The organism is Nonomuraea sp. NPDC050536 (assembly GCF_044457685.1).
Classification (GTDB): Bacteria; Actinomycetota; Actinomycetes; order Streptosporangiales; family Streptosporangiaceae; genus Nonomuraea.
The window spans coordinates 1-17,339 of record NZ_JBITHD010000020.1 but is presented as its reverse complement, the minus strand read 5'-3'; the positions used below and the strand labels follow the sequence as shown (position 1 = coordinate 17,339).

Sequence of the window (17,339 nt, the reverse complement as noted above, 5' to 3'; positions counted from 1 at the left end):
TCGGTGATCTCCCGGGGCGTCACTCCGGGCCGGGATCGTCGCCCGCGCCCACTATGCGCAGGGCGAGCCGGACGTAGCGGTCCTGGAGCCCGGCGATCGTCAGCGGCTGCCCCTCGTGGAACCAGGCGCTGATGTGCACGCACATGTCCAGGATCGCCCTGGCCACGATCGTGGCCGACACCCCGTCCAGACGGAAGTCCCCCGAACGCTCCCCGGCCTCGATGACGCGGATGAACCGGTCGCGCAGCCGCCGCCTGATGGCCACGATCTCGGCGCGGCGGTCCTCGCCGAGCCGGCCGTACTCGCGGTTGGCGACGCGCGAGGACTTGCGGTGCTGAGCGTGCTGCTCCACGTAGACCCGCACGATCGCGACGAACTGCCCGCGCGGCCCGGCAGCCTCCGACTGGGCGGCGATCACCAGGCGCTCCAGCGTGGCGTGGCTGCCCATGATGACGGTGAAGAGCAGCTCCTCCTTCGAGGTGAAGTGGTTGTAGAGCGCTCCGGCCGTCAGCCCGCACGCCTTGGTGATCTCCCGGACCGTGGTCGCCGTGGCGCCCTGCTCGTAGAACAGGTCGACGGCCGCGGCGGTCAGGTCACGTGCGGGGGAGCCCATGCGCCCAGTGTCGCACTTGACGCTCGCTGGGAGGCGACGTACGACTGTGTGAACGCTTGTTTATACCCGTCGCGGGGGAGCGGGCGCGCCAGGCAGGAGCAGCGATGGCAACCATCTCCGACGCCCACCCATCTACTACACCGCGGTGGGCTTCTTCACCATCTACCTGACCACGATCTTCGTGTTCACCACCTCACAGGCCAACGGGCTGAACGCCTGGTACTGGGCCGTCGACGCGGTGGCGCTGGTGATCGCGGGCCTGCTGTCCGACCGGCTGCGGGTGCGCAAGCCGTTCATGGTGGTGGGCACCGTGATCGCGATCGTGATGACGATCGTGTTCCTGACCAGGGCCACCCACCCCGACACCGGCTACGGCACGCTCGCGTTGATCATCAGCGTGCTGGCCGCCGGGCTGGCGATCGCCTACGCGCCGTGGATGGCGGCCTTCACCGAGACGGTCGAGCGGCGCAATCCCGCGCTGACCGCCACCGGCCTGGCCGTGTGGGGCTGGATCATCCGCATCGTGGTCACGGCCTCGCTGTTCTTCGTGCCGTACGTGGTCAGCAGCATGAACACGCTGGTCGAGGCGCCGGCCTACCTGGCGGCGGCCAAGCAGGCCGGCGCCAACCCGCCGCCGGCGCTGGTGGAGAAGCTGGCCGAGATCAAGGCCGCGGCGGCCATCGCGCCCGGGCAGTGGCAGACCTGGTTCTGGATCTGCGTGGTCGCCCAGATCATCTTCATCCCGCTGATGCTGCCGCTGGCGGGCAGGTGGAGCCCGAAGGCGGCCAGGGCCGAGATCGAGGCCCACGACCGCGCGGTCGAACGCCTCCTCGAAGGCTCGTGACGTTCCGGGGCCCGCACCGTCCTACGGGCCCCGGAGCCCATCAACAGTCGCGGGTCTCGGGGACCGACTTGCCGATCAGGTAGGCGTCGACCGCCTTGTCCACGCAGGTCGAGCCCGTGCGGTAGGCGGTGTGGCCGTCGCCGTCGTAGCTGAGCAGCACGCCCGACTTCAGCTGCGTGGCCAGCGCCTGCGCCCAGGCGTACGGCGTGGCCGGGTCGCGCTTGGTGCCGACCACGAGGATCGGCGGCGCGCCCTTGGCGTGCAGCGCCCTGTCCTTGCCCGTCGCCTTGACCGGCCAGTACACGCACGGGTTGGCCCCGCCGCCGATGTAGGCGCCGAAATGGGGCGCGATCTTCGCGGCCTCGCGGGCCTGCTTCTCGTAGACCGCCGGGTTCCTGGTGGTGGGGTGGTCCAGGCAGTTCACCGCGAGGTTGGCGTCGGTCTGGTTGGAGTAGCTGCCGTCGTCCTTGCGCTCGTAGTACAGGTCGGAGATGCGCAGCAGGATCGTGCCGTCGCCCTTGAAGGCCTGCTTGAGCGCGATGCGCAGGACCGGCCACGCCTGGTGGTCGTAGAGCGGGGTCAGGATGCCCATCACGGCGATGGACTCGTTGATCTTCCGCTTGTCCTGCGTGTTGCGCAGCGGCTTCTTGTCCGCCTTCTTCAGCAGCGCCGCGGTCTCGGCGAAGGCGGCGTCCGCGGTGCTGCCTGCGAAGGGGCAGTCCTGGGCCTTGAAGCAGTCCTCGGCGAAGGCCGCGAAGGCGACCTCGAAGCCCTTGGCCTGGGCCACGTTCAGCTTGAAGCTGGACAGCGTGGGGTCGAGCGCGCCGTCGAGCACCATGGTCCGCACGTTCCTGGGGAACAGGTCCGCGTACGTGGCGCCCAGGTAGGTGCCGTAGGACTTGCCGAGGTAGGTCAGGCCCTTGTCACCGAGCGCGGCCCGCAGCACGTCCATGTCGCGGGCGGCGTCGGCGGTGCCGACGTGCGCCAGGATCCTGCCCGCCCTGGCCTTGCAGGAGTCGGCGAACTCCTTGGCGCCCGCCCGCAGCGCCTTGGCCTCGGCGGGCGTGTCGGGCGTGGAGTCCAGTGCCGCGTACCGGTCCATCTGCTTGCTCGTCACGCAGTGCACGGGGGAGGAGCCGGCCACGCCGCGCGGGTCGAACCCGACGACGTCGAAGCGCGCCCTGATCTGCGGGGAGACGACGGTCTTGGCGGCCTTGGCGTAGTCGACTCCGGAGCCGCCGGGTCCGCCCGGGTTCAGGACGACCGAACCGATCCTGTCCTTGCCGGAGGCCTTCAGCCGGATCACCTTGATCTTCAGCTGCTCGCCGTTCGGCTTGCCGTAGTCGAGCGGCACCTTGAGGTCGGCGCACTCGAAGCCGCCGCCGCAGCCGGACCAGGCCAGGTGCTGGGAGTAGTACCGGGCCAGCGGTCTGGCCTCGGCCATGGCCGGTCCCGTGACCAGCGGGACGGCAAGAAGCGGCACGAGGAGCCGCGCTAAGCGTCGCATAGGGCGCATCCGTTTCATCGAACTGACAGGTGAGTGCTAGACGCGCGAAGGCGGCGGGGGGTTGCTACCAGGAAGTTGTTAGGAAGGTTATTTACTACCACCTGCGGCGTCCGTATGGTGATATCAGCTGATCACGGAGGCCGCCATGCGAATTCGGATCGTGCTCGTATCCCTCGTCCTGGTCACCTGCGGGGTCTCGGCTCCCGCCAGGGCGGTCGTGTCCTTCGGGGCGGTGGTGCCCGTCCCCGTCAGCTCGATCCCCGCGTCGGGGGTCACCTACCAGATCACCTCCTCGACCAGCGTCTATTCAGACGCGCCGGGGGCCGGCGACCTGCTGGCGCAGCAGTTACGCCGCTCCACCGGCTACCCGGTGCCGATCGCCTCGGCGCCGCCCGCCGACGGCATCTCGCTGCGCCTGACCGGCGCGCCCGGCGGCGACGAGGCCTACCAGCTCGACGTGACCGCCGCGGCGATCACGATCAGCGCCAACAAGCCGGCCGGGCTCTTCTACGGCGTGCAGACGCTGCGCCAACTGCTCCCTCCGACCGCCGACAGCCCGACCGTGCAGCCGGGGCCGTGGCAGGTGCCCGGAGGCCGCATCGTGGACCAGCCGCGTTACCCCTACCGGGGCGCGATGCTGGACGTGGCCAGGCACTTCTTCCCCCTGTCCGCCGTGGAGCGGTACGTCGACCAGATCGCGTTCTACAAGATCAACGTCCTGCACCTGCACCTGTCTGACGACCAGGGCTGGCGCATCGTGATCGACAGCTGGCCCCGCCTGGCCACCTACGGCGGCAGCACCGCCGTCGGCGGCGACCCGGGCGGCTATTACACCAAGGCTCAGTACCAGGACCTGGTCGCCTACGCCGCCGCCAGGAACGTGACGATCATCCCCGAGATCGACATGCCCGGGCACACCAACGCCGCGCTGGCCTCCTACGCCGACCTGAACTGCAACGGCGTCGCCCCGCCCCTCTACACGGGCACCGACGTGGGCTTCAGCTCGCTGTGCGTGTCCAAGGAGATCACCTACACCTTCGTCGACCAGGTGCTCGGCGAGCTCGCGGCCATCACCCCCGGCCCGTACCTGCACCTGGGCGGCGACGAGGCCAGCTCCACCCCGGCGGCCGACTACAGGACGTTCATGAACAGGGCGCAGACCCTCGCGCACGGCAAGACCGTGATCGGCTGGCACGACATCGTCAACGCCACCCCGCTGGCCTCGACGGTCGCGCAGTACTGGGGTACCACGAACCGCAACACGGCCGTCGCGAACGCCGGACGGAAGGTCATCATGTCGCCCGCGAGCCGGACCTACCTCGACATGAAATACAACCGCAGGACGCCCCTCGGGCAGACCTGGGCGGGCATGATCGAGGTGCGCGACGCCTACGGCTGGGACCCGGCCACGTTCCTGAGTGGCCTGCCGTCCTCGCAGGTCCTGGGCGTGGAGGCGCCGCTGTGGACCGAGACGATCCGCACCGGCGCCGACATCGAGTACATGGCCTTCCCGCGGCTGCCCGCCCTGGCCGAGCTGGGCTGGTCGCCGCAGAGCACGCACGACTGGACCGCGTTCAAGTCACGTCTGGCAGCGCAGGGGCCGCGCTGGCACGTCATGGGGGTCAACTACTACCACTCCACCCAGATCTCCTGGCCGGCGGGTTCATGATGATCAAGAGAGTACTGTCCGCGTTAGCCCTCTTCGTCGCCGTCACCGTCTTCCCCGCGCAGGCCTCCGCCGCGCCCGGCTGGGCCCTGCGCTCGGCCACCGGCCTTTCCGACACCGGCGCCACGATCTCGCAGGTCGGGTACGGCACGGCCGGCTGGTATCCCGTCGAGCTGCCCTCCACGGTGCTGGCCGTACTGGTCAAGAACAACGTCTACCAGGACGTCTACTTCGGGCAGAACCTCAAGAGCGTGCCCGATCTGACCACCCAGGACTGGTGGTACCGCGGCGAGTTCACCGCCGGGACCGGGCAGGCGTTCTGGCTGCGCTTCAAGGGCATCAGCTACCGGGCGCAGATCTGGCTCAACGGCACGCAGGTTGACGCGAACGCCGTCGGCACCCTGGTCAGGCACGAGTACAACGTGACGCCGCTCATCAGGCCGGGCGCCGCGAACGCCATCGCGATCAAGGTGACGCCGCCCGCGCACGACTGCAAGGACCTGTCGATCTGCACGGTCGACTGGAACCCCGAGGCGCCGGACATGAACGCCGGCATCTGGAACACCATGTCCGTCGACACCACCGGCGCCGTCGCGCTGCGCGACCCGTACGTGCGGACCACGCTGTCCGGGGGAGCGGCCGACCTCAACGCCTACGTGGACGCCGTCAACGCCACCAACGCCCCGGTCACCACAACGATCACTGGGACGATCACCAAGCCGGGGCAATCAACCCTCAACCTCAGCCAGAGCGTTACGCTGGCCGCGGGAGAGCGGCGGGAAGTCGCCTTCGCCCCGATCCACGTCACCAACCCGGTGCTCTGGTGGCCCTACCAGTTCGGCAGTCCCGAGCTCTACCACCTGGCGCTGAACGCCGGCACGTCCGACAGTGCGGCCATCGACTTCGGCATCCGCCAGGTCACCGACTACCGCACCACGGTCAACGGCACGTCATTCGCCGGTTACAAGATCAACGGCAGGCCGATCCTGCTGCGCGGCGGCGGTTACGTCTGGGACCTGATGCAGCGCTGGGACACCAAAACCAACGCCGCGCACATCGCCTACGTCAAGGGCATGGGGCTGAACACGATCCGGCTGGAGGGCACGCTCGGCAACGAGGAGCTGTACGACATGGCCGACAGAGCCGGCATCCTGGTCATGCCGGGCTTCGTCTGCTGCAGCGCCTGGGAGAACGACAGCACCTGGACCGCCGAGCAGACCCAGGTCGCCCAGCAGTCGCTCGACAGCCAACTGCGCAGCCTGCGCCACCACCCCTCGGTCTTCGTCTGGGCCTACGGCAGCGACCAGCCGCCCACCGCCGCCCACCTGACCGCCTACAAGAACCTCGCCGCCGGGCTGCACTGGCAGAACCCCACCCTGGACAACGTCGCCACCTGGTCCAACGCCAACGCCGGCGTCAAGATGGACGGCCCGTACGTCTGGGAGCCGCCGGTGCTGTGGTGGGACCCGTCGCGGGCGGGCAGCGCCTTCGGCACCACCGCCGAGGAGGGCACCGAGTCGCCGCCGCCGCTGGAGTCGCTGCAGCGCTTCCTCGCCCCGGCCGACCTGTGGCCGATCGGCACGGCGTTCAACTACCACGCGGGCAAGCCGCGCAGCGTCTTCGACAACATCACCCCCTTCACCGACGGCATCACCAAGCGGTACGGCACGGCCACCTCGGCGGCCGACTACTCGCGCAAGTCGGAGCTGCAGAGCTACGAGAACGCCCGGGCCTTCTTCGAGGCGTGGAGCGCCAAGCAGCACGTGCAGTCGTTCGGCGCGATCTTCTGGATGCTGGACAACGCCTGGCCGTCGGTCCACTGGAACCTCTACGACTACTACTTCAAGCCCGGCGGCGGCTACTTCGGCACCCGCAAGGCCACCGAGCCGGTGCACATCTCCTACGACTACTTCACCCGCAACGTCCACGTGGTCAACTCCACGCTCACCGATCGGCCCGGGCTCACGGCCACCGCGACGGTGTACAACGTGCCCGACCTGTCCGTGAAGTACACGACCTCGGCGCCTGTCACGGCCACGGCCAACGCCGGGGTGCAGGCGCTGACACTTCCCGCTATTTCCGGACTTTCCACGACTTATTTGGTCAGGCTGCAGCTCAAGGACTCCTCCGGTGCGGTGGTCAGCTCCAACGTCTACTGGTACTCGACCGCGCCGGACACGCTCGGCAACAAGTCGTCGTGGTACCGGACCACCCCGAAGACCTACGCGAACCTGACGGGCCTGAACGCACTGCCGTCCAATGCGGGCGTGACCGCGTCGGTCTCCCGCACCTCCACGGGAGCCACGATCACCCTGGCCAACACCAGCCCGACGGCCCTGGCCTTCTTCGTCCGCCCCGAGATCACCGCCGGAGACGGCGGCCAGGAGGTCGTGCCCGTCACCTACTCCGACAACTACGTCACGCTCTGGCCGGGCGAGTCCACCACGATCACGGCCGCCTATGACACCGCCGATCTCGGGGGCCGCCCGCCGTACCTGCGCCTGCGCGGATACAACCTGCCGACCACGTCAACCCCCGTCCCCTAGCCCCTTCAGCACCCGGCGCAGGCCCCAGACGAACTGGCCGGTCGAGGTGTAGGAGGCGATCGTGTCCGCGGCCCGGTGGGTGAGCGGGTGGGCGCCGGTGTCCAGCGCGGAGAAGGCCGCGCGCCGGGCCGCCACGCGCTCGTCCTCCGAGGCCGCCGGGGCGGCGGGGTCGATCTCGGCGGCCTCGAGCGCGATCGCGCCGAGCACGTAGATCATCACGGTGTAGGAGGCGCGGGCGGCCTCGTCGGGGTCCAGCCCCGCCTCGGCCAGCGCGTCCACGCCGGGCTGATCGCCGGGCTCGTGCAGTTACTGGGGCTGCTGCGCTGGCCGTTCGCGGTGCCGTCGCTGGCCCGGGCCCACGCGGCTGACCCGCGGACCGCGGAAACGGTCTTCGCGGCACTCAACGACTACCTCGGGGTGGCCGTCGGCGAGACCCTCGGATACCTGTTCACCGCGGCGTGGACCCTGCTGGTCCTGCGCGCGCTGCCGGCCATGCCGCGCTGGTTCACCGCCCTCGGCGCCGTGTCGGCCGTGGCCATCGCCACGGGGCTGCTGGTTCCGCTCGGGTTTCCGGGTGTGGTCAACTTCGCGGGGTATCTCGGGTGGAGCGGCTGGATGCTGGCCCTGGCCGTCCTGACCGCCCGCGACCGCCTGCCCGCCCCTGAACCGGTGTCCTGATCGCGTCGCGTCAGGGCCGCGTGCTGCGATGATGAACTCCGCTACGGGAAAGTCTGGAGAGCTGATGATCGCTGTCCTCGGTGAGTGCGTGGCGGACGCGTTCGCCACGCGCCTTCCCCACCAGGACGAACTCGCGCTGCGGGTCCTGCCAGGGGGCTCGCCCGCGAACACGGCGGTGGCGCTGGCCCGGCTGGGCACCGCGACCCGCTTCCTCGGCCGCGTGTCCGGCGACGTCTTCGGCCGGCTCTTCCTGGACCACCTGTCCGCCTCGGGCGTGGACCTGTCGGCCTGCGTGACCGCGGCGGAGCCGAGCACGCTGGCCATCGCCTCGCTCGACGGGGACGGCCAGGCCACCTACTCCTTCCACGCCGAGGGCACGGCCGACTGGCAGTGGGGCCCCACCGAGCTGGATCCAGGCCGCCTGGACGGCGCGTCGTGCCTGCACACCGGTTCGCTGGCGCTGGTGCGCGCGCCGGGGGCGGTCGCCGTCGAGGGGTTCCTGCGCGTCGTCTCCGCGCGTGCCACGATCTCGATCGACCCCAACGTACGGCCCAGCCTCGCCGACCGCGCCGACTACCCGGTCGCCCGCTGGTGCGCCGTGGCGGACGTACTCAAGCTGAGCCAGGACGACCTGGCGGTGCTGTGCCCCGGCGTGGCGGTGGAGGCGGCCTGCGACACCTGGCACGCGGCGGGCGCCCGGCTGATCGTGGTGACACGGGGCGCCGACGGCGCGCTGGTCTCGCTGGACGGAGCCCGGGCATCCGTCCCCGCTCCCAAGGTGAAGGTGGTGGACACCGTGGGCGCGGGAGACGCGTTCACGGCCGGGCTGCTGCACCGGCTGGACGTGCTCGGCCACCTGGGAGGCCGCCTCGACCGCCTGGACCTGGACACCGCGGTGGACGCGGCCTCGTTCGCCGTCCGCGTGGCCGCGCTGACCTGCGAGGTCGCCGGCGCCAACCCGCCGTGGCCGGACCGGCTCAGCTGAGCAGCCGGTGCTGGATCCGCTCGATGTAGTCGGCGTCGGCAGCCCAGACGGCGCCGTGCCCCTCCGCCCACAGCCTGGTCCACGGCTCGGTCGTCTGGTCTCGCAAGAAATCGTGCATCGAGCGGGTACGGCGGGCCAGCAGGGGCACCAGCTCCCGCCGCTGCGCCTCGTCCAGCCCGTAGGCGTCGGCGAACTCGCGGACCCGGGCCGCCGCGTCCTCCCGCTGCCAGACCGGACTGGCCGACAGCGGCACGAACCCGTGCAGGACGTAGGCCACGTCCCACAGCCGGGTGCCGGGGCCGGCGGTGTCCCAGTCGATGAACACCCACTCCTCGCCCGCCACCAGGTTCCACGGAGCCAGGTCGTGGTGGGCGATGATCTCGGCGCCGTCGGCCGGGATGAGCACCCGCCAGCACGCATCGGGAGGCGGGACGAACCCCGCCACGGCGTCGTGGAAGTCGCGGATCAACCGGGCCACCTGGCCCAGCCCCCGTTCCATCAGCGCGAACCGGTCCGGCCAGACCACCTCGCCGGGGGCGAAGGTCAGCACCTCGCGCCCCCGCTCGTCGATCCCGAGCGGCCGAGGCGCCCCGCGGAATCCGACGTCGTGGAGGTGGGTCAGCAGGGCGTGGACGGCGGGCGTCCATGGCCCGGCGGGGCGGCGGACGGTGTCGCCGACGCGGACGACACCGTCGCTGACGTTCCCGCCGTGGAGGGGCTGCTCGTCGGTCATTCGCGGTCGAAGGGGCGCTAGGGGGCGAGGGCTTTGAGGGCGAGGGTCACCAGGGTGTCGGCGTATTCGGGGGTGAGGGGGCCCGAGCGGTGTAGCCAGCGTTGGAAGACGGGGGCGTAGAGGAGTTCGAGGGCGACGTCCAGGTCGGCGTCCGGGGCGATCTGGCCGGCGGCCTGGGCGGTGCGCAGGCGGGCCTTCTTGGCCTCCTCGACGGGCCGGGCCAGGCGGTCTCGGTAGGCCGCCGCGAGGTCCGGGTCGCCGGCGATCTCCGCCGTGAGCGCCCTGATCGGCGCCTCGAAGGACGGGTCGGCGAACTCCGCGACCGTGGCGCGCATGACCGTCCTGAGGTCCGCCGCGATGTCGCCCGTGTCGGGGAGCGCGATGTCGCCGCCGTCCGCCCGGCTGAGCTCGAGGATCGCGTCGAACACCACCGCGCCCTTGGACGACCACCACCGGTAGATCGTCTGCTTGCCCACGCCCGCCCTGGCCGCGATGGCCTCGATGCTGACCTTGGCGTACCCGCTCTCCGAGACCAGCTCGCGGGCGGCCACCAGGATCGCCTGGCGGGAGCGCTCGCTGCGGCGGGCCGGGTTCGGCTTCTCACTCACACGGGCACTCTAGCAGTGAGACGAGACGGTCCGTCTTGACAGGTCACGAAATTTCGGGCAATGTACGGCGTGGCGAGACGGACCGTATCGTCTCGAATGATCGAAGGAGTGACTATGTCCGAAGCACGCGTCTGGTTCATCACGGGCGCCTCCCGGGGCCTGGGTCGCGCCTTCGCCGAGGCGGCCCTGGCCGCGGGGGAGCGGGTCGTGGGCGTGGCCCGCGACGTCGCCCCGCTCGCCGATCTCGTGGCACGGCACCCCGGCCGCCTGGTCGCCTACCCCATGGACGTGGCCGACAGGGAGGCGGTCCTCGCCGGAGTGGAGCGGGCCTTCGCCGCCTTCGGCAGGGTCGACGTCGTGGTCAACAACGCCGGCGGGCTGCTGTTCGGCATGGTCGAGGAGGCCACCGAGGAGCAGATCAGGGCCCACCTGGACGTCAACCTGTTCGGCGCGATCTGGGTGTCGCAGGCCGTCGTGCCGCACCTGCGCGAGCAGGGCCACGGGCACATCCTGCAGGTCACGTCGATGGGCAGCGGGGGAGGGTACGCCTCGGTCGGCTTCTACGGCGCGGGCAAGGCGGCGCTCGACTCTGTCAGTCACGCCCTGGCGATGGAGGTGGCCGCCTTCGGCATCAAGGTCACCGTCGTGCAGCCGGGCGGGTACCAGACCGGCCTGTTCACCCAGGGCACCACGGTGACGCAGGAGAACCCGGCCTACGCGGCCCTGCGGGAGGAACTGGCCAAGACCTGGTCCGAGTCGGAGGACGCCGACCCCGCCACGGCCGCACCTGTGATCATGGAGCTGGTCGACCTGCCGGAGCCGCCGAGCCGCCTCATCGTCGGTTCCCGCTCCTACGACCTGGTCCAGCAGATGGACCAGGCCAGGACCGCCGAATACCAGGCGTGGGAGTCGCTGAGCCGCAAGGCCGCAGGCTAGCCGCCGCGCACGCCGTGGACGGTCGTGCCTTCGCCGGGATAGGCGCACACGGTGAGCATGCCGCCGATCCCGGCGAAGGCCGGGTCTCCAGCACGGCACCGGCGTCCCTGCCGGGCAGCGGGGCGAGCGCCCACGTCTCCACCGCGATGCCGGTCCGCGCCGACCAGTCCGCAAGGTACCGCTCCAGCGAGCCGGTGCACGTGCTCGCCCGGGCCCGAGCCTGTGTGTTCGTCATGGATGACACCCCCTTGTGAGGTTCATCCTGCGAGGGAGGCGGTTGAGGATTCGTTGAGCGCGTGTTGAATCCGGCAGGGCCGGCGGGTGATCGACAGGTACGGCACGGCCGCCACGACCAGCCCGAGCCCCCACACGGTGTACCCGGGCACGACCGCGAGCGTCCACCACAGCGGGCGCGCCGGGTCGAGGTCACCCATGACGACGTGCGTCATCCCGGCCAGCCCGAAGTACCCGCTCAGCCCGAACCCGACGAGCAGCGCCGGGCCGGCCACCAGCCACCGTGGCACGCTCCGCCCGGCCAGCGGCACCACCCAGCGCGGCCAGATCCGGCCCCACCGGTGCACCAGGGCCGGCGGCAGGACGACCCCGGCCAGGCCGTACGCGATCAGGAAGGCCAGCGACGAAGGGTCGGCAGGAGACCACGGCAACCCCGTGACCAGCTCGGCCCCCATCCGCGCCAAGCTCCCGGCGAGCGCCAGGTACGCGGCGGCGAAGGCCCAGCGCGGCATGGCGTCCGTGCGCCGCTCGGGCGAGCGGCCGTGCACGCGCCCGCAGTCCGGGCAGGCGCCCACCAGCCTGCGCCGCGTTGCGGCGGTACGCAGGACCAGCAGCAGCCCGCCGCTGATCCCCAGGCTCCTGATCAGGAACCCCGGCCAGTCCGTCGGCTCGCCGAACAGCATCCCGGCCAGGTCCAGCGCGAACATGAACGAGTACAGCAGCATCCCCACCCCGGCGACCCACCCCAGCGCGACCGCGCCCCTGCCGGGACGCCGCGCCATCAGGAGCCAGGCGGCCAGCGCCAGCCCGGACAGCACGACCGGCGTCCACGCGCCCGGCACGAACGACTCGCCGAACGTCGCGAAGCGCGGACCGCCCGCCACCGCCCACCACACGTGGATCACCGCATACGCCACCAGGATCAGGACCATGCCCCAACCCTCCCGGCCACCCGCACCGCCCGGTTCCCTCCGCCGGGTGAACCGTGTCCCCCACGAGAGGGAAGCCATGCGCCGCTGCCCCGGTCGTAACCCACCCGGTCACTGCTCACGGAGTGCCAGCTGCTCGCCTCGACGCGAGGGGTGACCGCGGGGCTGGGGCTGGGCGGCGGCAAGGTGGACGCACCCACCGGCACGTCCGCTGGCGCGGCAGGTCGTGGGGGAGGCGGTGACGTTCTTCCTGCGGGCCGAGTCGCACACCGCGCTGGTGGGCTGCTCGCCGACTTCACTGCGGTTCTCGACCGCCTCGCCAAGGAGGTCAGCCCCCTGATCGGCGGCTGACACGGTCCGGCGGCGTGCCCGGGGTCGTGGCACCCCGGGTACGCCGCCGGATGGACAGGCAGGACGGTCAGGGACGGAGACCGGCGAAGAGGTCGTCCTCGTGGTCGGGGGCGTCCACCTTGCAGATCTTGCGCTCGAACGCCTCCTGCGAGAAGAACAGGTGCTGTGCCTCCTCCGGCATCCGCAGCAGGAAGATGTTCTCGCCCTGGCTCTCGTGCGCCCGCAGCGCCTTGACCTTGCGCTCCACGTACGGCGAGACGTCGACGACGGCCGTCACCCGCTCGTCCGGCGTGCCGAAGTCGTCTGAGGGCTCGAATTCCAGCTCGACACCCAGATCCTTCATCGCCTGGAACATCTGCTTGATCCCCGACCGGGGGATCGCCGTGTAGTAGAACTTGTCGGGAATGCCGGTGGACTCCACTGCCGCAACGGTGATGCGGTGGGCCTGCACATGGTCGGGATGCCCGTATCCACCGCCGCCGGTCTCGTCATAGGTCACGACCACCTGCGGTCGATAGTGCTCCATGAGCGCCGCAAGCCTGGCCGCCGCCGTCTCGACGGGCACGTTGGTGAAGGCGTCGGGATGGACGTTGGTGTCCCAGCCGTCCATGCCCGAGTCACGGTATCCAAGCAGCTCAAGGTCGCTGATGCCGAGATGGGCGACCGACTCGCGGAGCTCGCCCAGGCGGCGCTCGGCCACGGCCGCGTCGTCGTGGCCTTCCTCACCGGGTTTCACACCGCCCGGCCCGTCGCCCTGCTCGCCGTTCGTGCAGGTCACCAGGACCGTGCGGATGCCTTCCTCGGTGAGGCGGGCCAGGATGCCGCCGGTGCTGATGACTTCGTCGTCGGGGTGGGCGTGGACCACCATCAAAGTAAGTTGCCCCATAGGCCGCGAGCGTACCCGGCCTCTCCGACAATCGCGCTCGCCACACCCCCGTCCACGCCGGTGATTCAGGCCTGCCGTACCAGCTCCCGCGCGCGCAGGCGGGCGGCCGTCGCGGCGGCGGCGTCGCCGATGCGCTCGGCCAGGGAGGCCTGCTTGAGCCAGTTGAACGGGCTGCACGGCCGCACGTTGATCCGCTCGCTGACCAGCACCCGCGCCACATCGTGCCGCCCGGACCGCAGCGCCGCCTCGAGCAGCGTCTTCTGCACCGCGTCGCGCTGGGCGTGGCTGCCGCCGAACTCGTTGACCCGGTGCCGGATCGGGTAGAGCAGGTCCACCACGGCGGAATAGTCCCGCTTGCCGTACGCGACCAGAGCCCGGCAGACCGGCAGCCCCACCCGCGAGGTCATGGCGTGGTTGGACACGCCGGGAACCGGGGTGGCGACGTAGGACTCGCGCGTGGCGATGAGCTTCTCGGCGTCGGCGATGCGCCCGGCGCCCACGTAGGACATCACGGCGTGCATGTCGTTGAAGGCGTAGAACGGCTCGTCGACCAGCGCGGGCCACGTCGCGGCCAGCACGGTCCAGCGGTCGTGCTGGACGTCGTCCTCGAGGTAGAGCCGCCACAGCAGCGCGGCCGCGTCCAGCAGCTCCATCGACGACTGCCCGCCCGCCAGCACGGAGTCGTAGATCGCCAGCGCCCGCGGCACGTCCGCGGCCTCCAGCGCGTACAGCGAGTAGTGCCACCAGTTGTGCACGTTGAAGAACGTGCCGGTCGACCAGTCGTCCACCCGCGCGTCCAGGTACCGCAGGCCGTCGCCGAAGCGGCCCTGCATCTCGTAGGTGTGCACGACGGCGTGGATGCCCCACACGTCGCGGCCGTTGAGCTCGACCGCGCGCAGCCCCACCTCCTCGGACCTGTCGTAGTGGCCGGCCTCCTCCAGCCCGAAGGCGTACATGCCGAGCACGTGCCCGTAGTGCCTGTCGTCGTCGTGCCAGGCGTTCAGCGCGCCGCCGATCCTGTCGCGCAGCGAGCGCGCGTCGCCGGTGAAGAAGTCGATCTGGTGCCCGGCCGTCAGCGCCAGCGCGTCGCGCGGGTGCTCTTCGGTGATGCGCTGCAGCAGCTCGCCGCTGGTGTGGAAGTCGCCGTCGAGCAGCGCCTGGACCGCCTCCACGTGCGCCCGCTCGCGCGGCAGCAGGCCGGCGTGGTCGATCCTGCCGCGGAAGGCGGCGAAGCGCTCCCTGGCCAGGCGCGCGTCGGCCGACTCGGTGGTCAGCAACCCGAGGTAGGCGGACAGGACGTTGCCCATCGGGAAGTCGGGATCCTCCTCCAACGCCGCGGTGGCCTCGGCGTCCACCTCGGCCCTGAAGTGCAGGAGCTCGTCGATCGCCTGGTCGTAGTGCCGTACCGCTGGGCTCGCCCCGCTCAGTGTGAGGCCGTGCTGATCCATGTTCACCAAACAAATCGTAGGAAATTAAGGGCCTGTTCGGAACGGTCCCGGCGGGCTACGTTCCAGCCATGCTCAAGCGTTGGGTGGCAGGCGCCGTGGCGGCCTGCGCGATGCTGCTCTTCCCGTTGCCGGCCCAGGCGGCCGGTCCGGCCTCGGTGGCCAAGAAGCTCTTCCATGCCTGGTTGAGCGCCGACAAGGCCGCGGCGGCCAAGGTCGCCACCCCCGCGGCCGTCAAGACGATCTTCGCCTATCCCTACCGGGCGCCCGACGTGTTCGCCGGCTGCGCGGGCAACGCCTGCCGGTTCAAGCACACCAGCGTGACCGTGCCCGGCGACCTCGACGGCATCCTCATGATCGTCTCCGGGTCCAAGGTCGCGAAGGTGTACGAGTCGCGGCACCTGACCAAGCCGGGCAAGGCCGCGCTGTGGCTGTTCGGCGCCTGGAAGGCCGGCGACAGGAACCGCGGGCTCGAGGTCGCCTCGGCCAAGGCCGTCTCGACGATCTTCCGTGCCCGCTTCGATCCGCACGGCGTGCCGTACACCTATCAGGGCTGTACGGCCGAGCCGCACGGCTGGGCCTGCCAGTGGTCCTACGAGGGCGGCGCGATGACGATGCACGTCAGGGGCAGCAAGACGGCCGGGTACGCGGTCCGGTCCGTCACCTACATCGCGGACTGACCCGATCTCCTTATGGCATAAGGTATTGTTCTCGAGGTAATGGTTTATGCCGTAAGGAGTTCTCGTGGCGAGACTGCACGATGGAAGCGAGATCGAGTTCGAGGTGCACGGCGACGGCCCCGCCGTGCTCCTCCCCGTCAACCCCGAGCCTGCCGAGGGGACCAAGGCCGAGGAGATGCGAGCCTGGGGGATGGACCCGGCGCTCGGCCGCACCCTCATCGAAGGGCTGAAGGACGCCTTCACGGTCGTCGCCTTCGACTACGAGGGGCACGTCCTGGCCAACCCCAAGCCGGACACGCTCACGCCCGCCAACATCGCGGCCGACCTCCTGGCCGTGGCCGACGCGGCGGGCGTTGAGCGCTTCGCCTACTACGGCTACTCGTGGCTGGCGCTGAGCGGGCTCCAGCTGGCCATCCGGACCGACCGGCTGTCGGCGCTGGTCATGGGCGGCTTCCCGCCGCTGGGCGGGCCGTACGCGGAGATGCTGAAGGTCACCATGGCCACCCACGAGATGGCCGGCAAGCCCGCCGAGCCCAGCCAGGGCCAGAGCGAGGACGAGTTCGACTGGGCGAACGTCGAGGTGACCATGAGCGAGGAGCAGACCCGCCAGTTCGTCACGCTCTACGAGGCACTGCGCGGCTTCGACGACCTGGCCGCGCAGCCGCGGGTCACCTGCCCGCGGCTGTGCTTCGCCGGCTCGGCCGACGAGATCGTCTACGGCGAGCGCTGGGGCGACGCCCACGTCCGCATCGCCGCCCCGATCATCGAACGGCAGGCGGAACTGGAGGCCGTCGGCTGGGACGTCCGGCTCCTGGACGGCCTGGACCACACCCAGGCCATGCAGCCGAGCAACGTCCTACCCATCCTCCGCCCCTGGCTGGAGTCCAGAATCAGGTGAAGCAAGTTCAGGCGGCCGGCCGCGCCGTCGGGGTTCGCTCGCCGTACCTGCCGCAGGTGCGGCGAGACCCCGGCCGTCGGCGCCTGGGATCGAGTCAGTCAGGATGGGCGGTGCGGTAAAGACTCGCCGCGCGCTCCGCTTCCGGGCGACGCTGCTCGAAAACAGCCTCAACGCGGGGATCTTCGCGAGGCAGCCGCTTGCCATCCTCACCAATGATCGCCCCGGGTATCTCGTACTCGTACAGGACTTCGTCGCAGGCGTCGCTCACCGTGACGTCCGGGTCCTTCAGGAAGTCATCGACGGCCTTGTAGCTCTTGCTGAGCTCCAGCACGGCGTAGTCGATCTGCGCATCCATGTTGAAGAGCACGGAGGCCTCCCTTCCTGTGGCGCGTAAAAACATCACATCGGAGGCAAACTATGCCGACTCGGCGCGGCGTATTCGCCCAGCCCGAGCAGGTCCTTACCATGCTCGTTGATCGGCCATGGTCGCCTGGCCCGCGACCACGAACGCCATCCCGCCGCCACCGAGGCGGATCCGATGGGCTGCGATCAGCGGCATGGTGGCGACGGCCGTCCAGGACGAGAGCCTGTCGGTCATGATCTCCGGTTGACCCCGACTATACGGTCCCGTATGGGGCGGTGTTAGGCTCTTTCCATACGGCATCGTATGGAAAGGGTGTGCTCATGAGACTCCCCGCAACCGCGTACACGTCCAGGCCCTGGCGCATCCACGAGATCGCCGGCGACTTCCGTGTCGAGGACGTGTGGGCGCTACCGACACCGGGCGGTCCCGACGACCT

General features: G+C 70.4%; 19 protein-coding genes. 8 read left to right on the top strand and 11 right to left on the bottom strand.

All coding sequences use genetic code 11. The annotated features are described in order from the left end of the window. Positions 1-19: 19 nt before the first annotated feature. Positions 20-613: a TetR/AcrR family transcriptional regulator gene (locus tag ACIBHX_RS40195; RefSeq protein WP_397072720.1), complete on the bottom strand. Its 594-nt coding sequence runs from the start codon at positions 611-613 to the stop codon at positions 20-22. A 145-nt stretch (positions 614-758) separates the two neighbouring features. Here ACIBHX_RS40195 and ACIBHX_RS40190 point away from each other — a divergent pair, with 145 nt between their 5' ends. Continuing rightward, positions 759-1,457, top strand: a complete 699-nt coding sequence (locus ACIBHX_RS40190; RefSeq protein WP_397072719.1) for a hypothetical protein — start codon at positions 759-761, stop codon at positions 1,455-1,457. A gap of 40 nt (positions 1,458-1,497) precedes the next feature. On the opposite strand, the gene ACIBHX_RS40185 is transcribed toward ACIBHX_RS40190, so the two are convergent. Beyond that, positions 1,498-2,964, bottom strand: coding sequence for an alpha/beta hydrolase (locus ACIBHX_RS40185; protein WP_397072718.1), 1,467 nt, complete (start codon positions 2,962-2,964; stop codon positions 1,498-1,500). Positions 2,965-3,109: 145 nt separating this feature from the next. Between ACIBHX_RS40185 and ACIBHX_RS40180 the strand changes: the two genes are divergently transcribed. Together ACIBHX_RS40180 and ACIBHX_RS40175 are read left to right on the top strand one after the other, a co-directional pair. Then, positions 3,110-4,633 (top strand): beta-N-acetylhexosaminidase, encoded by a 1,524-nt coding sequence (locus tag ACIBHX_RS40180; protein ID WP_397072717.1) that lies wholly within the window; start codon positions 3,110-3,112, stop codon positions 4,631-4,633. Further along, positions 4,630-7,176 carry a glycosyl hydrolase 2 galactose-binding domain-containing protein gene (locus ACIBHX_RS40175; RefSeq protein ID WP_397072716.1) on the top strand — a complete coding sequence of 849 codons (2,547 nt, stop codon included), beginning with the start codon at positions 4,630-4,632 and terminating at the stop codon, positions 7,174-7,176. The genes ACIBHX_RS40180 and ACIBHX_RS40175 overlap by 4 nt, the downstream gene beginning before the upstream one ends. On the opposite strand, the gene ACIBHX_RS40170 is transcribed toward ACIBHX_RS40175, so the two are convergent. Continuing rightward, positions 7,159-7,455: a TetR/AcrR family transcriptional regulator C-terminal domain-containing protein gene (locus ACIBHX_RS40170; protein WP_397072715.1), complete on the bottom strand. Its 297-nt coding sequence runs from the start codon at positions 7,453-7,455 to the stop codon at positions 7,159-7,161. The genes ACIBHX_RS40175 and ACIBHX_RS40170 overlap by 18 nt on opposite strands. 21 nt (positions 7,456-7,476) lie before the next feature. Between ACIBHX_RS40170 and ACIBHX_RS40165 the strand changes: the two genes are divergently transcribed. Together ACIBHX_RS40165 and ACIBHX_RS40160 are read left to right on the top strand one after the other, a co-directional pair. Further along, positions 7,477-7,854, top strand: coding sequence for a hypothetical protein (locus ACIBHX_RS40165; RefSeq protein ID WP_397072714.1), 378 nt, complete (start codon positions 7,477-7,479; stop codon positions 7,852-7,854). Positions 7,855-7,918: 64 nt separating this feature from the next. After that, positions 7,919-8,839: a carbohydrate kinase gene (locus tag ACIBHX_RS40160; RefSeq protein WP_397072713.1), complete on the top strand. Its 921-nt coding sequence runs from the start codon at positions 7,919-7,921 to the stop codon at positions 8,837-8,839. Here ACIBHX_RS40160 and ACIBHX_RS40155 read toward each other — a convergent pair. Both ACIBHX_RS40155 and ACIBHX_RS40150 read right to left on the bottom strand, forming a co-directional pair. Next, a complete protein-coding gene (locus ACIBHX_RS40155) occupies positions 8,832-9,572 on the bottom strand; it encodes a phosphotransferase (protein WP_397072712.1) in 741 nt (246 codons plus the stop codon). The two genes, ACIBHX_RS40160 and ACIBHX_RS40155, sit on opposite strands and share 8 nt — an antisense overlap. A 17-nt stretch (positions 9,573-9,589) precedes the next feature. Beyond that, positions 9,590-10,180 carry a TetR/AcrR family transcriptional regulator gene (locus ACIBHX_RS40150; RefSeq protein WP_397072711.1) on the bottom strand — a complete coding sequence of 197 codons (591 nt, stop codon included), beginning with the start codon at positions 10,178-10,180 and terminating at the stop codon, positions 9,590-9,592. Positions 10,181-10,294: 114 nt separating this feature from the next. Here ACIBHX_RS40150 and ACIBHX_RS40145 point away from each other — a divergent pair, with 114 nt between their 5' ends. Continuing rightward, entirely contained in the window at positions 10,295-11,116 is an 822-nt protein-coding gene (locus tag ACIBHX_RS40145) for an SDR family NAD(P)-dependent oxidoreductase (RefSeq protein ID WP_397072710.1), read from the top strand. Here the strand turns inward: ACIBHX_RS40145 and ACIBHX_RS40140 are convergent. The 4 genes from ACIBHX_RS40140 to ACIBHX_RS40125 form a co-directional block, all read right to left on the bottom strand. Continuing rightward, the gene (locus tag ACIBHX_RS40140) at positions 11,113-11,250 is read right to left on the bottom strand and encodes a hypothetical protein (RefSeq protein ID WP_397072709.1); all 138 of its coding nucleotides are present in this window, start codon (positions 11,248-11,250) and stop codon (positions 11,113-11,115) included. The two genes, ACIBHX_RS40145 and ACIBHX_RS40140, sit on opposite strands and share 4 nt — an antisense overlap. A 123-nt stretch (positions 11,251-11,373) precedes the next feature. Further along, the gene (locus tag ACIBHX_RS40135; protein ID WP_397072708.1) at positions 11,374-12,282 is read right to left on the bottom strand and encodes a hypothetical protein; all 909 of its coding nucleotides are present in this window, start codon (positions 12,280-12,282) and stop codon (positions 11,374-11,376) included. Positions 12,283-12,697: 415 nt separating this feature from the next. Continuing rightward, on the bottom strand, positions 12,698-13,498 hold the full coding sequence (locus tag ACIBHX_RS40130) for a PIG-L family deacetylase (RefSeq protein WP_397072707.1): 801 nt from the start codon (positions 13,496-13,498) through the stop codon (positions 12,698-12,700). Between the two features lie 83 nt (positions 13,499-13,581). Further along, on the bottom strand, positions 13,582-14,964 hold the full coding sequence (locus tag ACIBHX_RS40125; protein ID WP_397072933.1) for a tetratricopeptide repeat protein: 1,383 nt from the start codon (positions 14,962-14,964) through the stop codon (positions 13,582-13,584). Between the two features lie 68 nt (positions 14,965-15,032). On the opposite strand from ACIBHX_RS40125, the gene ACIBHX_RS40120 reads away from it, so the two are divergent. Continuing rightward, positions 15,033-15,641 carry a hypothetical protein gene (locus tag ACIBHX_RS40120; protein WP_397072706.1) on the top strand — a complete coding sequence of 203 codons (609 nt, stop codon included), beginning with the start codon at positions 15,033-15,035 and terminating at the stop codon, positions 15,639-15,641. A 64-nt stretch (positions 15,642-15,705) separates the two neighbouring features. Further along, positions 15,706-16,539: an alpha/beta fold hydrolase gene (locus ACIBHX_RS40115; protein ID WP_397072705.1), complete on the top strand. Its 834-nt coding sequence runs from the start codon at positions 15,706-15,708 to the stop codon at positions 16,537-16,539. A 94-nt stretch (positions 16,540-16,633) separates the two neighbouring features. On the opposite strand, the gene ACIBHX_RS40110 is transcribed toward ACIBHX_RS40115, so the two are convergent. Together ACIBHX_RS40110 and ACIBHX_RS40105 are read right to left on the bottom strand one after the other, a co-directional pair. Then, a complete protein-coding gene (locus ACIBHX_RS40110) occupies positions 16,634-16,906 on the bottom strand; it encodes a hypothetical protein (protein ID WP_397072704.1) in 273 nt (90 codons plus the stop codon). A gap of 93 nt (positions 16,907-16,999) precedes the next feature. Next, positions 17,000-17,137 carry a hypothetical protein gene (locus tag ACIBHX_RS40105; protein ID WP_397072703.1) on the bottom strand — a complete coding sequence of 46 codons (138 nt, stop codon included), beginning with the start codon at positions 17,135-17,137 and terminating at the stop codon, positions 17,000-17,002. Positions 17,138-17,339 lie beyond the last annotated feature (202 nt).

Excerpts from the sequence above, each read along its gene's own strand:
- ACIBHX_RS40155 (WP_397072712.1), bottom strand. The coding sequence starts at position 9,572 with ATGACCGACGAGCAGCCCCTCCACGGCGGGAACGTCAGCGACGGTGTC.
- ACIBHX_RS40175 (WP_397072716.1), top strand. The coding sequence starts at position 4,630 with ATGATGATCAAGAGAGTACTGTCCGCGTTAGCCCTCTTCGTCGCCGTC.
- ACIBHX_RS40130 (WP_397072707.1), bottom strand. The coding sequence starts at position 13,498 with ATGGTGGTCCACGCCCACCCCGACGACGAAGTCATCAGCACCGGCGGC.
- ACIBHX_RS40180 (WP_397072717.1), top strand. The coding sequence starts at position 3,110 with ATGCGAATTCGGATCGTGCTCGTATCCCTCGTCCTGGTCACCTGCGGG.
- ACIBHX_RS40120 (WP_397072706.1), top strand. The coding sequence starts at position 15,033 with ATGCTCAAGCGTTGGGTGGCAGGCGCCGTGGCGGCCTGCGCGATGCTG.
- ACIBHX_RS40125 (WP_397072933.1), bottom strand. The coding sequence starts at position 14,964 with ATGGATCAGCACGGCCTCACACTGAGCGGGGCGAGCCCAGCGGTACGG.
- ACIBHX_RS40160 (WP_397072713.1), top strand. The coding sequence starts at position 7,919 with ATGATCGCTGTCCTCGGTGAGTGCGTGGCGGACGCGTTCGCCACGCGC.
- ACIBHX_RS40185 (WP_397072718.1), bottom strand. The coding sequence starts at position 2,964 with ATGCGACGCTTAGCGCGGCTCCTCGTGCCGCTTCTTGCCGTCCCGCTG.
- ACIBHX_RS40195 (WP_397072720.1), bottom strand. The coding sequence starts at position 613 with ATGGGCTCCCCCGCACGTGACCTGACCGCCGCGGCCGTCGACCTGTTC.
- ACIBHX_RS40105 (WP_397072703.1), bottom strand. The coding sequence starts at position 17,137 with ATGACCGACAGGCTCTCGTCCTGGACGGCCGTCGCCACCATGCCGCTG.
- ACIBHX_RS40135 (WP_397072708.1), bottom strand. The coding sequence starts at position 12,282 with ATGGTCCTGATCCTGGTGGCGTATGCGGTGATCCACGTGTGGTGGGCG.
- ACIBHX_RS40145 (WP_397072710.1), top strand. The coding sequence starts at position 10,295 with ATGTCCGAAGCACGCGTCTGGTTCATCACGGGCGCCTCCCGGGGCCTG.